The sequence below is a fragment of the Xenorhabdus sp. TS4 genome, from assembly GCF_014467265.1.
Lineage (GTDB): Bacteria > Pseudomonadota > Gammaproteobacteria > Enterobacterales > Enterobacteriaceae > Xenorhabdus > Xenorhabdus ehlersii.
The window spans coordinates 155,214-167,870 of sequence record NZ_NKHQ01000014.1; the positions used below are offsets into that span (position 1 = coordinate 155,214).

The 12,657-nt window shown below is 45.9% G+C and carries 15 protein-coding genes; 5 read left to right on the top strand and 10 right to left on the bottom strand.

All coding sequences use genetic code 11. The features are described 5' to 3' along the window. Positions 1 to 171 precede the first annotated feature (171 nt). Genes Xets_RS09350 through pcp form a run of 3 tightly spaced genes read left to right on the top strand, consistent with a single transcriptional unit; the run spans position 172 to position 2,599 of the window. Complete coding sequence (locus Xets_RS09350) at positions 172 to 900, top strand: DUF969 domain-containing protein (RefSeq protein WP_099132466.1); 729 nt, start codon at positions 172 to 174, stop codon at positions 898 to 900. Next, complete coding sequence (locus Xets_RS09355) at positions 900 to 1,916, top strand: DUF979 domain-containing protein (protein ID WP_187651489.1); 1,017 nt, start codon at positions 900 to 902, stop codon at positions 1,914 to 1,916. The genes Xets_RS09350 and Xets_RS09355 overlap by 1 nt, the downstream gene beginning before the upstream one ends. Before the next feature lie 35 nt (positions 1,917 to 1,951). Further along, the gene (pcp, locus tag Xets_RS09360; RefSeq protein ID WP_187651498.1) at positions 1,952 to 2,599 is read left to right on the top strand and encodes a pyroglutamyl-peptidase I; all 648 of its coding nucleotides are present in this window, start codon (positions 1,952 to 1,954) and stop codon (positions 2,597 to 2,599) included. 46 nt (positions 2,600 to 2,645) lie between these two features. On the opposite strand, the gene pgpA is transcribed toward pcp, so the two are convergent. The 10 genes from pgpA to tgt all read right to left on the bottom strand — a co-directional run bounded on the left by pgpA (position 2,646) and on the right by tgt (position 11,446). Next, on the bottom strand, positions 2,646 to 3,137 hold the full coding sequence (gene pgpA / locus Xets_RS09365; RefSeq protein WP_099132464.1) for a phosphatidylglycerophosphatase A: 492 nt from the start codon (positions 3,135 to 3,137) through the stop codon (positions 2,646 to 2,648). After that, complete coding sequence (gene thiL, locus Xets_RS09370; RefSeq protein WP_099132463.1) at positions 3,130 to 4,176, bottom strand: thiamine-phosphate kinase; 1,047 nt, start codon at positions 4,174 to 4,176, stop codon at positions 3,130 to 3,132. The genes pgpA and thiL overlap by 8 nt, the downstream gene beginning before the upstream one ends. Positions 4,177 to 4,273: 97 nt before the next feature. Further along, positions 4,274 to 4,690: a transcription antitermination factor NusB gene (gene nusB / locus Xets_RS09375; protein WP_099132462.1), complete on the bottom strand. Its 417-nt coding sequence runs from the start codon at positions 4,688 to 4,690 to the stop codon at positions 4,274 to 4,276. A gap of 30 nt (positions 4,691 to 4,720) precedes the next feature. Further along, positions 4,721 to 5,191: a 6,7-dimethyl-8-ribityllumazine synthase gene (gene ribE / locus Xets_RS09380; RefSeq protein ID WP_187651490.1), complete on the bottom strand. Its 471-nt coding sequence runs from the start codon at positions 5,189 to 5,191 to the stop codon at positions 4,721 to 4,723. Between the two features lie 98 nt (positions 5,192 to 5,289). Continuing rightward, complete coding sequence (gene ribD, locus Xets_RS09385) at positions 5,290 to 6,411, bottom strand: bifunctional diaminohydroxyphosphoribosylaminopyrimidine deaminase/5-amino-6-(5-phosphoribosylamino)uracil reductase RibD (protein ID WP_187651491.1); 1,122 nt, start codon at positions 6,409 to 6,411, stop codon at positions 5,290 to 5,292. 5 nt (positions 6,412 to 6,416) lie between these two features. Continuing rightward, positions 6,417 to 6,866: a transcriptional regulator NrdR gene (nrdR, locus tag Xets_RS09390; RefSeq protein WP_074021387.1), complete on the bottom strand. Its 450-nt coding sequence runs from the start codon at positions 6,864 to 6,866 to the stop codon at positions 6,417 to 6,419. Between the two features lie 122 nt (positions 6,867 to 6,988). Continuing rightward, positions 6,989 to 7,957: a protein translocase subunit SecF gene (secF, locus tag Xets_RS09395; RefSeq protein ID WP_074021389.1), complete on the bottom strand. Its 969-nt coding sequence runs from the start codon at positions 7,955 to 7,957 to the stop codon at positions 6,989 to 6,991. 10 nt (positions 7,958 to 7,967) lie between these two features. Further along, complete coding sequence (gene secD, locus Xets_RS09400) at positions 7,968 to 9,815, bottom strand: protein translocase subunit SecD (RefSeq protein ID WP_099132460.1); 1,848 nt, start codon at positions 9,813 to 9,815, stop codon at positions 7,968 to 7,970. A gap of 28 nt (positions 9,816 to 9,843) precedes the next feature. After that, positions 9,844 to 10,182 carry a preprotein translocase subunit YajC gene (gene yajC, locus Xets_RS09405; RefSeq protein ID WP_074021392.1) on the bottom strand — a complete coding sequence of 113 codons (339 nt, stop codon included), beginning with the start codon at positions 10,180 to 10,182 and terminating at the stop codon, positions 9,844 to 9,846. 139 nt (positions 10,183 to 10,321) lie between these two features. Next, a complete protein-coding gene (tgt, locus tag Xets_RS09410; RefSeq protein ID WP_187651492.1) occupies positions 10,322 to 11,446 on the bottom strand; it encodes a tRNA guanosine(34) transglycosylase Tgt in 1,125 nt (374 codons plus the stop codon). 370 nt (positions 11,447 to 11,816) lie between these two features. Between tgt and Xets_RS09415 the strand changes: the two genes are divergently transcribed. Both Xets_RS09415 and Xets_RS09420 read left to right on the top strand, forming a co-directional pair. After that, a complete protein-coding gene (locus Xets_RS09415; RefSeq protein WP_187651493.1) occupies positions 11,817 to 12,146 on the top strand; it encodes a hypothetical protein in 330 nt (109 codons plus the stop codon). 1 nt (position 12,147) lies between these two features. Then, a complete protein-coding gene (locus Xets_RS09420; protein WP_187651494.1) occupies positions 12,148 to 12,585 on the top strand; it encodes a tail fiber assembly protein in 438 nt (145 codons plus the stop codon). Positions 12,586 to 12,657: the final 72 nt, after the last annotated feature.

Consider the following 12,657-nt stretch of genomic DNA (forward strand, 5'->3'; position numbering starts at 1 on the left):
CATCCAAGAAGTGATCTTCATTCCATTTTTACAATCCATTGCGAATTTTATTTGCTTATTTGTTAGTCGAAGTCTATTTATTGCTCAACAATATAAACACAATGCATTAACAATAAACACGATCTAAACCCACAATAAAGAAACAATACATCTATCATAGGGAAATAAAATATGCAGCAAACTATCAACTTTTGGCCCCTAATCGGGATCGCTGTCATCATCATCGGTTTTGTTATCCGATTTAATCCGGTTCTGGTCGTCACCATTGCTGGCCTTGTCACGGGATTGGCTGCTCACATGCCGATAGCTGATATTTTGGAGAAGTTAGGTTCTGGGTTTGTTAATACCCTAAATTTAACACTAACCATCCTGTTTCCTTTAGTTATCATTGGCCTATTGGAAAGGCATGGGCTAAAAGAACGAGCCCAGAAATCCATTGCTCATATCAAAATGGCGACAACCGGGCGTTTATTGATTGTCTATCTGTTTATACGAGAAGTCTCTGCCGCATTAGGTTTAACCAGTTTAGGCGGGCATCCGCAAATGGTTCGTCCCCTCTTGGCTCCTATGGCAGAAGGGGCGTCTGAAAATCAATATGGAGAATTGCCGGATTCAGTTCGCCACCGTATTCGCGCTATGTCCGCAGCAACGGATAATACCGGTCTGTTCTTTGGGGAGGATATTTTTGTCGCCTTCGGGGCAATTATCTTTATGCACAATTTCATGCTGGAATCAGCGGGTATTCACACCGAACCACTACATATTGCCCTTTGGGGGCTACCTACTGCCATTTGTGCTTTTCTAATCCATTCCACTCGGTTATATCGCCTTGACTATCGAATTGCCAACGAACTGAATGCGTTGAATCACACCAGGCTACATAGCAAGGAGGAGAAATAATGTTTCAGTTACAGTATCTCTACGTACTGGCAGGCATACTCTTGATGGCTGTCGCTATCATGTCATGGTGTGATAAAACTAATCCTCGCCGTTTAACTACCGGTCTATTCTGGGCGCTTTATGGTTTAATCTTCCTGATGGGGAAATGGAGTCATTATATAGTAACTATCTGGATCAGTGATGAAGCTTATGCCCAAAGAATTGCCTATATTAGTATCGGGGTGCTGGTCGTTTTTATGGCACTATTGGCAGGATTTGGTGGAGTTCAACTGGGAAATTATCATCAAAGTACCCCAGAACAACGGCTGGAAGACGCTAATCGTCTTGGCAATAAACTATTTTTTCCCGTCCTGCTGATCCCCGTTGTCACAATTATTGGTGTGTTGATGTTTAACCACATTCCAGGCTTACAACAAGCAGTCTTTGGTGAGGGAAATCATTCAACCCTCGTAACGCTCTTTTCAATTACTCTCGGCTGCCTGATAGGATTAATTATGGCATTACGCATAAGTCGTGATGCCATAATACAGCCAATACAGGAGACTCGCCGCCTGCTCGACGCCATTGGCTGCGTATTCATTCTGCCACAACTTCTGGCTACGCTCGGATTGCTGTTTACTGCCGCCGGCATAGGTACGGTGATTACCTACCTAACCGAAAATTATATCGCGGTCGATAATCGCTTTATCGCCGTGGTAGCGTACGTTTTTGGGATGGCTCTGCTGACTATGGTTATGGGTAATGCTTTCGCGGCTTTTCCCATCGTTACTGCCGGTATTGGTATTCCCATTTTGATCTTACAGCACGGTGGCAATCCTGCCGTTATGGCTGCCATTGGTATGTTCTCCGGCTATTGCGGTACGTTGATGACACCCATGGCGGCAAATTTTAATCTCGTCCCTGCAGCCCTGTTAGAATTGCCTGACCGCAATGCCGTTATCAAGGCACAAATCCCCACAGGATGTGTCTTACTATTTACCAATGTATTTCTGCTCTATTTTCTACTCTTCTTATAAAATAACAACAAGGAACAGTAATGCAAACTACTTCCATAAAAACCATTCTCGTCACTGCTTTTGAGCCTTTCGCTAGTGAAACCATCAATTCATCATGGGAAGCCGTTAGGCCATTGCAGGGATGTCAAATAGCAGGTGCAAATATTGAAGTTTGCCAACTGCCTTGCATTTTCGATACTTCTCTGGAACAACTCTATGCGGCAATTGAACTCATTAAACCAGAAGTAGTGATTTCCGTTGGGGAAGCTGGAAACAGATCAAATATCAGCGTAGAACGTGTCGCAATCAATGTTAACGATGCCCGTATTCCAGATAATACCGGCCAACAACCCATTGACACTCCTGTCATTATCGGTGGTCCTACGGCTTATTTTTCTACCCTACCTATCAAGGCAATCACCAATGAGTTAAATAATGCAGGAATTCCTGCAACCGTATCCCAAACTGCAGGAACCTTCGTTTGCAACCATGTTATGTACGGTTTGCTGCATTATCTGAACCAACGTACTCCTGCTATACGTGGCGGCTTTATCCATGTCCCTTATTTACCTGAGCAGGCCACAAGGCATTCTGGTGCACCAAGTATGTCTGTAGAGATGATGACAACAGCCTTGAAAATCGCCATTGAGTCAGCATTGAGGAATGAAAAGGACATTACTATCTCAGGTGGGGCAACAAACTGAAAAATAAACTGGAAAAATAGCCACTGAATACCAGTGGCTATTTAACTTAGAAGGGTAACAGTTGGTAGAAATTCAGTAGCCAGATGACTACAACCGCAAAAATCGCTGCGATAATGTCATCGAGCATAATGCCGACACCACCTTTCACATAGCGGTCAAACCAGCGAATCGGCCACGGTTTCCACATATCAAAAATGCGGAATACCACAAACCCAACCAAAACCCATTGCCAGTTGAGCACAGGGATTGCCATTAGTGTGATCCACATTCCAATGAATTCATCCCAGACGACACAACCAGGATCGTCCACATTCATGGCATCAGCAGCTTTCTGGCAAATCACACAGCCAATGACTGTTCCCAATACAATAGCCAACCAAATTCCCCATGTCGGTAACTGCACCAACAGTAACCAAAAAGGGATCGCCGCCACAGAGCCCATTGTGCCCGGTATAATCGGCGATAAGCCACTACCGAATCCCGTAGCCAATAAATGCCACGGATTACTCATTTTTAAGTGGCGTTTTGCATCATCCATGCGTTCCCTCCGTTTGATCGTTTTCTTCCTGGTGTGCAGCCGGACAAGGTACTACAGGTTTTTTATCCGTTTTAAAGTGGTCAAAGCCGTTCAGATCCAACTCAATTTCTTTGTTATTGTTAAAATAGCGGATGCCTTCTGATTCTGGCCTGATTTGCCCAATACAGCAGAAACTTGCCCCCGAATGGGCCAATGCCATATTTAACGCGCCACGGTTTAGCTCAGGTACAGTGAAGCACAACTCATAATCTTCTCCACCACTCAGCGCCCATTTCAATGCCTGTTCTGCGGGAACATATTGCTGCATCGCTTCCGAATAAGGCAGCGCATCCAAATTAATACGCGCACCGCATTGGCTAGCTTGCAGAATATGGTTGAGATCAGAAATCAATCCATCGGACAAATCAATCGCAGAAGAAGCAAGATCACGCAGTGCCTGCCCTTGTAAAACACGTGGTTGTGGACGAAGATGACGCTTAACCAGCCAATTGTGGATCGCAGGATCTTCCACAATCAGGTTCTTTTGCAACAAGGCAAATCCTGCGGCGCTGTCACCTAATGTTCCGGTGACATAAATCCAATCACCGTTTCTTGCACCAGTACGACGCAACGCCCTGCCAGCCGGCACTAATCCATGTACGGTTAGCGTCAAACTCATGGGGCCCTTTGTCGTATCCCCACCAATCAACTGCATACCGTAATAGTTCAGTTGTTCAAACAGGCTATCACTAAACCGTTTTAACCAATCCTCATTGACGTCAGGTAACGTTAACGCCAACGATACCCAAGCGGGATCTGCCCCAACGGCAGCCAAATCACTGATATTGACAGCCAGTGCCTTATAAGCCAAATCTTCCGGTGAGATATCGGGAAGGAAATGGACACCAGCAACCAACGTATCTGTTGTTACCGCTAATTCTTGCTTATCAGCAACGGTCATCAGTGCACAATCATCACCAATCCCTAGGTTGACATCACGTCGGCGGATGAGAGGGCGATTGAAGTAACGTGCAATGAGGTCAAATTCACCACATGCCATAATAGAATTCCAAAAAAGTGACCAATGAGCATGAGGCCGGATTTCCGGCCTCATGTGCAAAATCATTGAGTTATCATGGGGAACTCCTGGCAAGCAATCACTTTTTCTTACGTGCTGCCGGGCCAGCTTTATCCAACACCCCATTCACGAATTTATGACTATCTTCAGCACCAAATATTTTTGCCAGTTCGATGCCTTCATTAATAGCCACTTTGTAGGGAACATCATCACGAAAGCTTAGTTCAAACATCGCAATGCGCAAAATGGCTTTTTCTACCTGACCTAACTCTTCGAGCTGACGGGAAAGATAAGGCGCCATCAAAGCATCCAATTTTGTAGCATTGACTGCTACCCCGGACAGCAATTCACGAAAATAGGTGACATCAACACCGGATACGTCCTGCTCTGACAGAAACTGCAATTCAACATCAGCAATGCTGTTTTTGGATAATTGCCATGAATAAATTGCCTGAACAGCACACTCACGAGCACGACGACGAGCAGCAGGTTTCACAAAATTCCCCTTAATTTAAAACTAAAAAATTTAGCCTTTAATGGCTTTAATTACATTGATCATTTCCAATGCAGTCAAGGCAGCTTCCGCACCTTTATTGCCCGCTTTAGTTCCAGCGCGTTCAATCGCCTGTTCAATATTTTCTGTTGTCAGAACACCCAATGTAACAGGAATGTTGCTGGACATTGCCACGCTGGACAAGCCTGAGCTACATTCGCCGGCAACATATTCAAAGTGAGCTGTTCCGCCACGGATAACAGTACCTAAAGCGATAACCGCATCATATTTTCGGGACTCTGCCAGCGCCTTAACCGTCAATGGCAGTTCATAAGCACCCGGCACCCATACTACGGTGATATTATCCGAAGAAACCTGGCCGATGCGTTCCAACGCATCAACGGTCCCTTCCAGCAGGCTGTCATTAATGAAGTTGTTAAAGCGGGCAACTGCAATGGCAATGCGGGCTTCAGGAGCTGCAACAACACCTTTGATTACGTTCATAGCCTTCCTTATACTTTATTCATATCCGCAGGGGCGCGGATCTTATCACATTATTTTTCCCTGCGTCTTGGTTTATGTCCAAACTAAAATCAACATATTTAGAGCGGCCGTAAGCGAAGACGCACATCAGGGCCAATCTGCTGAACATCAAGCAGAGAAAATTCAGGAGCATCCGATAATTTTTGCAACTCAGGAATATCGAACAATCCACGGGCACTATTTCCCAATACCTTAGGCGCGATATAAAGGATCAATTCATCTACCAAGCCTAACGACAACAAAGCCCCAGATAAAGCAGGACCGCATTCCGCCCAAACAGAATTTATCTGGCGCTTACCAAGTTGCATCATCAGCAACACTAAATCAACACCGTCACCATACGCTGGCAATAAAATCTGTTCGGCATTATCAGGCCATTTTTGATCTATCCATTCTTGCTGATCTTGCTTAGTGCGTATTAACCAACACGCTCCTGGTTGCTGGACAACTTGATGCTGGGGAGTGACACGATTTTGGCTATCTGTAATGATACGGATTGGTTGGCGAAGCAATTCTTGCGGATAAATAGCTTGTGTTTCAGCATCCAGTTCATTCCAGCGAACCGTCAGAGAAGGATCATCCGCCAGTACCGTTGCGCTGGAACTCAAAATGGCACTGCACTGCGCCCGTAGTTTCTGCACATCTTGGCGGGCTTCAGGTGAGGTAATCCACTTGCTTTCCCCCGATGCCAATGCAGTTCGACCGTCCAATGATGCACCCAGTTTCAATTGCAGGTAAGGGAACCCTGTACGCATACGTTTAAGAAAACCCTTATTCAAGGATTCCGCCTGTTCCATCATCAAACCATGTTCAACTGCAATTCCGGCCTGCTGCAATTTATACAAGCCACGCCCGGCCACTTGAGGATTGGGATCTTGCATCGCTACCACAACCCGGCTTAAGCCGGCGGTAATCAAAGCATCAGCACAAGGGGGAGTTTTACCGTGATGGCTGCACGGTTCAAGGGTAACGTAAGCTGTAGCGCCTTTCGCTTTTTCACCGGCCATACGCAAGGCATAAACTTCTGCGTGAGGTTCCCCTGCCCGTGCATGAAAACCTTCCCCGATTATCTGCCCATCCTTAACGATGACGCAACCTACATTCGGATTTGGGGATGTTGTAAAACGCCCCTGATACGCTAGCTCCAGCGCTCTGGACATATATATTTCATCAAGTGTCATAGCGTTTAGTCTTGTAATCTGGCAATCTCTTCACCGAATTCGCGAACATCTTCAAAGCTGCGATAAACAGATGCAAAACGAATATAAGCCACTTTATCAAGTTTTTTCAGCGCATCCATGACAAAATTCCCGATCATTTTGGATGGAATTTCACGCTCTCCTGTTGCCCGTACCTGTGACTTAATATGGTTAATTGCTGTTTCTACATCATCAGAGCTGACAGGGCGCTTTTCCAGTGCTTTCTGCATTCCACGACGCAATTTTTCTTCGTCGAAAGGCTCTCGAATATCATCACTTTTAATGACTCTCGGCATCACCAGCTCTGCAACTTCAAACGTAGTGAAGCGTTCATGACATTCTAGGCACTGACGGCGACGGCGCACTTGTGAGCCATCCCCTACCAGACGGGAATCAATAACTTTAGTATCAACGGCTGCGCAAAATGGGCAATGCATATCGTTTCCTGACAGTTAACCGAAGGGATAACAGTGTACCTTGAAGTGATGACGAAAAACACCCTGTCAGTAAGTACTCACAGGGTGTTTAAGCGATATCAGTGCTCGATCAGGCAAAATAATTAAGGAAGAATGGAGGGCTGATCTGCCCCTTCTTTCTCAACTTTCTGCTGGATCAAATGTTCACGCTTCATACCCAATTTCAACGCCAGTGCAGAAGCAACATAGATAGAAGAGACTGTACCGATAGAAACACCGATTAACATGACCAGTGAGAAGCCCTTCAGCATTTCACCACCAAAAATGTACAGCATCAATACAACCAACAATGTGGTTGCGGAAGTCATGATGGTACGGCTCAAGGTCTGGGTCAGGGAAATGTTGGTGATTTCATACGACGTACCCCGACGTATCTTACGGAAGTTCTCACGGATACGATCTGACACAACGATGCTATCGTTCAATGAGTAGCCGATAACGGACATCAACGACGCAACAATAGTCAGGTCAATTTCGATGTGGAACAACGACAGGATACCCAGTGTAATAATCACGTCATGCGCAAGTGCAATAACTGCTCCCAATGCCAAACGCCACTCAAAGCGGAAACCGACATAAATCAGGATACAGATCAGTGCAACCAATAACGCCATCGCTCCGGTCTGTGCCAATTCGTTTCCTACACTTGGACCCACGAATTCCACACGTTTAACCTTGGCATCTTTATCAATATCCTGGTTAATTACCGAGATAATCTTATTGCCAAGCTCTTGCCCTGCATTACCTTCCACAGGTGGCATGCGAACCATCACATCACGGCTGCTGCCAAAATTTTGCAAAAGTGGATCAGCAAAACCATGCTGGCTCAGGCTTTCACGCATCTTGTCCAGATCCGCAGGTTTACTCAGCTTCACCTCAATTACCGTACCACCGGTAAAATCAAGCCCCCAGTTAAACCCCCGTGCTCCTATCATAATGATGGAAGCGATCAACAACAGAAACGAAATCCCAAAGGCAACGTTGTCCCAGCGCATAAAGTCGATAACTTTACGCCCATAGTTTAATTGTTCAACAGTATAATCCTGTGCCACAACGTGCTCCTTAAATTGACAACTTATTGATACGCTTGCCACCGTACAGCAAGTTCACGATTGCACGTGTTCCCACTATAGCAGTGAACATTGAAGTCGCCACACCAATACTGGTAGTGATCGCGAAGCCCTTGATAGAGCCAGTACCCACTGCATATAAAATAACAGCAGTAATCAGCGTAGTCAGGTTTGCGTCGATGATACTGGAGAATGCCCCTTTATAGCCTTCATGAATTGCCTGCTGTACCGTACGGCCATTGCGCAATTCTTCTTTGATACGTTCGTTGATCAGTACGTTCGCATCCACGGCGACGGCAAGCGTCAAGACGATACCCGCAATCCCTGGCATGGTCAGCGTCGCCCCTGGCAACAGGGACATAATACCGACGATCAGTACCAAGTTAGCCAGCAACGCAGAACTCGCAATCAGACCAAACTTGCGGTAGTAAATCACCATAAATACGACAGAAGCAATCAGGCCCCACAAACACGCTTCAAGTCCCTGCTCAATATTCTGCAAGCCCAGAGTTGGCCCAATGGTACGCTCTTCCACAATCTGGATTGGCGCAATCAACGCCCCAGCCCGCAGTAACAGGGATAACTGACGAGCTTCTGCCGGATTGCTAATGCCCGTAATGCGGAAACTATTACCCAGGCGTGACTGAATAGTGGCAATGTTGATAACTTCTTCTTGCTTAACCAAAATCGCACGACCATTGGCGTCTTTCTTACCGCTGTCCTTATATTCCACAAACAGCGTTGCCATTGGCTTGTGCAGATTATCTTTGGTGAAATTAGACATTGCTGTGCCACCAGCGCTATCCAGAGAAATATTCACCTGTGGATAACCGTTCTCATCAGCACTGGAGGTAGAATCGGTGATATGGTCGCCTGTCAGAATAACGCGCTTGTACAGCACAACCGGGTTGCCATCACGGGTATCTTTCACTTCTGAATCAGCCGGAATGCGGCCATATTGCACGACATTTTGATCAACATTGGTATTGACCAAACGGAATTCCAGCGTTGCAGTTGCCCCAAGGATTTCTTTCGCGCGGGCAGTATCCTGAATACCAGGCAGTTCAACCACGATGCGGTCTGCCCCCTGGCGTTGAACCAGAGGTTCCGCAACTCCTAATTGGTTGACACGGTTACGCAAGATAGTGATGTTCTGCTGTACCGCATAAGAACGGGCTTCACGCAGACGTTCATCACTCATCACCACTTTCAGCGTACTGTTGGCTTCATTAGAGAACACTAAATCACGGTGACGAGGTTCAAGATAACTTTCCGCTTTAGAACGTGCATCGTCATCACGGAAACGAACTTCGACGCCATAATTATCTGTTTTGCGGATAGTAGAATAGGGGATGCCTTGATCACGCAGTTCAGAACGCAGGCCATCAATGTTCTGTTCCTGCAATTTGCTCAGCGCGGTTTCCATATCCACTTCCATCAAGAAATGGACACCACCACGCAGGTCAAGACCCAGTTTCATCGGTTCAGCAGCGACTGCTCTTAACCAGACCGGCGTTGCAGGCGCGAGGTTCAATGCCACAACATACTGTTCACCCAGTGCAGAGACCAACGCTTCACGCGCACGGAGCTGCACATCAGTGCTACTGAAACGAGCAAGAATTGCGCCATTTTCCAATGCAATGGACTTGCTCTTGATTTGATCTTTTTCTAAAACATTACGGACTTGGTCCAGCGTTTTTTCACTGGCGGCGATGCCTCGCACGCCAGTGATTTGTACAGCCGGATCCTCACCATAAAGGTTGGGAAGTGCATAAAGCAAACCGATGAGGATCACAGCGATCAGCATCAGATACTTCCACAAAGGATAACGGTTCAACACGGCAGTTCCCTTCGGGAAAATCGGAAAATTAAATAGCCTTCATTGTACCTTTCGGCAAAATGGCAGCAACGAAGTCACGTTTGACAGTTATTTCTGTGGTGTCATTCAAGGCAATAACAACATAACCAGTATCAGACACTTTAGAGACACGACCCACCAAACCACCAGAAGTCAGTACTTCATCCCCTTTGGAGATAGAATCCATCAGTTTTTTATGTTCTTTGGTGCGTTTTTGTTGTGGACGCAGGATCATGAAATAGAAAATCAAACCGAAAACAACCAGCATGATAATCAGAGAATATGGGCTTCCCTGAGCTTGCGCTGATGCACCAGTAGCTGCCGCAGCTTCAGAAATAAAAAAACTCATCAAATTTCCCTCATTGTTATCGAAAATGTGACTGCCGAAAACATGGCTATTGAAAACATAGCTATTGAAAATCGACAGTGGCTCGATCAAAAACCAGCCCAATATGCTACACATATTGAGACTGATTAGTCACGATAAATTATATATTTAACGGCGGAACGGGTTTACCGATCTGCTGATAAAACGTTTCAACAAACTGTTCCAGTTTGCCTTCTTCAATGGCCTGACGAATTCCAGCCATCAAACGCTGATAATACCTTAAATTATGTATCGTATTCAGCCTTGCACCAAGAATTTCGTTACAACGATCAAGGTGATGGAGGTATGCCCGACTATAATTGCGGCAAGTATAGCAGTCACAATGTTCATCCAACGGAGAAGTATCTTCTTTATGTTTGGCGTTGCGGATTTTGATAACTCCTTCGGTCACAAACAGATGACCATTGCGGGCGTTACGTGTTGGCATCACACAGTCAAACATATCGATACCACGACGAACACCTTCAACCAGATCTTCCGGCTTGCCAACACCCATCAAATAGCGAGGCTTATCCAGTGGGATCTGAGGGCAAACATGTTCCAGAATACGGTGCATATCTTCTTTCGGTTCACCGACAGCCAGTCCCCCTACAGAGTAGCCATCAAAGCCGATTTCCACCAGCCCTTTTATGGAGATGTCACGCAAATCTTCGTAAACACTGCCCTGAATAATGCCAAACAAGGCATTTTTATTGTCTAATTCATCAAAACGTTGACGACTGCGGGCAGCCCAGCGCAATGACATTTCCATGGAACGCTTCGCATAATCCCAATCAGCAGGATATGGCGTACATTCATCAAAAATCATGACAATATCGGAACCCAAGTCATATTGGATTTCCATGGATTTTTCCGGGCTGAGAAACACAGGTGTTCCATTAATTGGGTTACGGAAGTGAACCCCTTCTTCCTTGATTTTACGCATGGCGCCAAGGCTGAAAACCTGAAAACCGCCAGAGTCGGTCAGAATAGGGCCTTGCCACTGCATAAAATCATGTAGGTCACCATGCAACTTCATGATTTCCTGTCCCGGACGCAACCAAAGGTGGAAAGTATTTCCCAACAGGATTTGCGCTCCCGTTTCTTTCACCTCTTCCGGTGTCATACCTTTTACCGTGCCGTAAGTTCCCACAGGCATAAACGCCGGGGTTTCCACAACGCCGCGATCAAAAATCAAACGACCACGACGGGCATTCCCATCCGTCTTTTGTAACTCAAATTTCACTTAACCTCCAGACATCAGAAAGACAGTCTGATGCTTGACATAAAATGATGCATTCTAAACACTAATGATGCCACTGTACACGCCAGCCTTGTGATATACAGTATGTCAATCTTTGTGAATTTTTGTGTCATTCTCACTTCCTTGTGACACAATTTTGTCACAGTTGACACATCACTACCGCCCCACCCCCCCCTCCAAATCCTCATTTTGCTCATTTATTGAACTAATAATTTGTTTAATTTCAGCACATTCAACAGCCAGATACCCGTTTTTACTGCACGAATCAACCTATTGCGTAATTTCATAAAACCTCGGTTTGGCGGAGACGGTCTATAGAACCGTAGGAAACGGGCGCAATCAGATCCCTGATATGTCGTTTTTTGAGTCCAGGCAAACCAAATCAGGATATCAAAAACTGCCCAGCGGCGTGATTATTCAATGGGGACAGGCACTTGGACAGTATCCCAGTAGCCCATCTGATGGATGGTCACAGGTATCAGGAACCATTCAGTTCGCAATTCCGTTTACAAACCAATGTGTTGCAGTGACCTGTTCGCTCGTTGATGGGGGAGCAGATAATCAATGGGTTGCAATTGCGCAGACAGTATTAACCGATCGATACAGTGCAGGGTTATTGATCCACACAAAATATATACCGCCGCGTGCACCGACATTATCGTATATCGCAATAGGATATTAATATGAGTCTTAATAGTTATTTATTTAGTCCCTCAACACTGGGTTTCTATCCCGTTTCATGGATAGCGGACTATAGAGCGGCGGGAACATTGCCTGATGATGTCATTCCTGTAGCTGATGCAGTATTTTTGGAGTTTAGCCAATCCAAATCAGGGAAGTTGCGCGGAGCTGATAGCTATGGAATGCCATGCTGGGTTGATATCCCCCCGCCACCCCCTCCGACACCAGCGGAATTGCAGCAGCGGGCGGAATCCCAGAAACGCTATCTAATGTCACAGGCTGCAAATGCCATTGCTCCTTTGCAATATGCTGTAGACCTGAGAATGGAAACAGATAACGAACGGGCGGCACTGATCGCGTGGAAAAAATACACCGTGTTATTAAACCGCGTAGACTGTTCGACTGCACCAAATATTGACTGGCCTAAAGCGCCAGAATAACAATCAGGGGCATAGTTTGCCCCTATATTTATTCCGACTCAGTCAATTTCCGTTGTTGCTGATTCCAAATAG

What these genes read in the sequence shown, in the direction of transcription:
- pgpA (WP_099132464.1), bottom strand. Translation starts at nt 3,137, where the DNA reads ATGGATGATGCAAAACGCCACTTAAAAATGAGTAATCCGTGGCATTTA.
- ribD (WP_187651491.1), bottom strand. Translation starts at nt 6,411, where the DNA reads ATGACACTTGATGAAATATATATGTCCAGAGCGCTGGAGCTAGCGTAT.
- ribE (WP_187651490.1), bottom strand. Translation starts at nt 5,191, where the DNA reads ATGAACGTAATCAAAGGTGTTGTTGCAGCTCCTGAAGCCCGCATTGCC.
- Xets_RS09420 (WP_187651494.1), top strand. Translation starts at nt 12,148, where the DNA reads ATGAGTCTTAATAGTTATTTATTTAGTCCCTCAACACTGGGTTTCTAT.
- Xets_RS09415 (WP_187651493.1), top strand. Translation starts at nt 11,817, where the DNA reads ATGTCGTTTTTTGAGTCCAGGCAAACCAAATCAGGATATCAAAAACTG.
- Xets_RS09350 (WP_099132466.1), top strand. Translation starts at nt 172, where the DNA reads ATGCAGCAAACTATCAACTTTTGGCCCCTAATCGGGATCGCTGTCATC.
- nrdR (WP_074021387.1), bottom strand. Translation starts at nt 6,866, where the DNA reads ATGCATTGCCCATTTTGCGCAGCCGTTGATACTAAAGTTATTGATTCC.
- Xets_RS09355 (WP_187651489.1), top strand. Translation starts at nt 900, where the DNA reads ATGTTTCAGTTACAGTATCTCTACGTACTGGCAGGCATACTCTTGATG.
- yajC (WP_074021392.1), bottom strand. Translation starts at nt 10,182, where the DNA reads ATGAGTTTTTTTATTTCTGAAGCTGCGGCAGCTACTGGTGCATCAGCG.
- thiL (WP_099132463.1), bottom strand. Translation starts at nt 4,176, where the DNA reads ATGGCATGTGGTGAATTTGACCTCATTGCACGTTACTTCAATCGCCCT.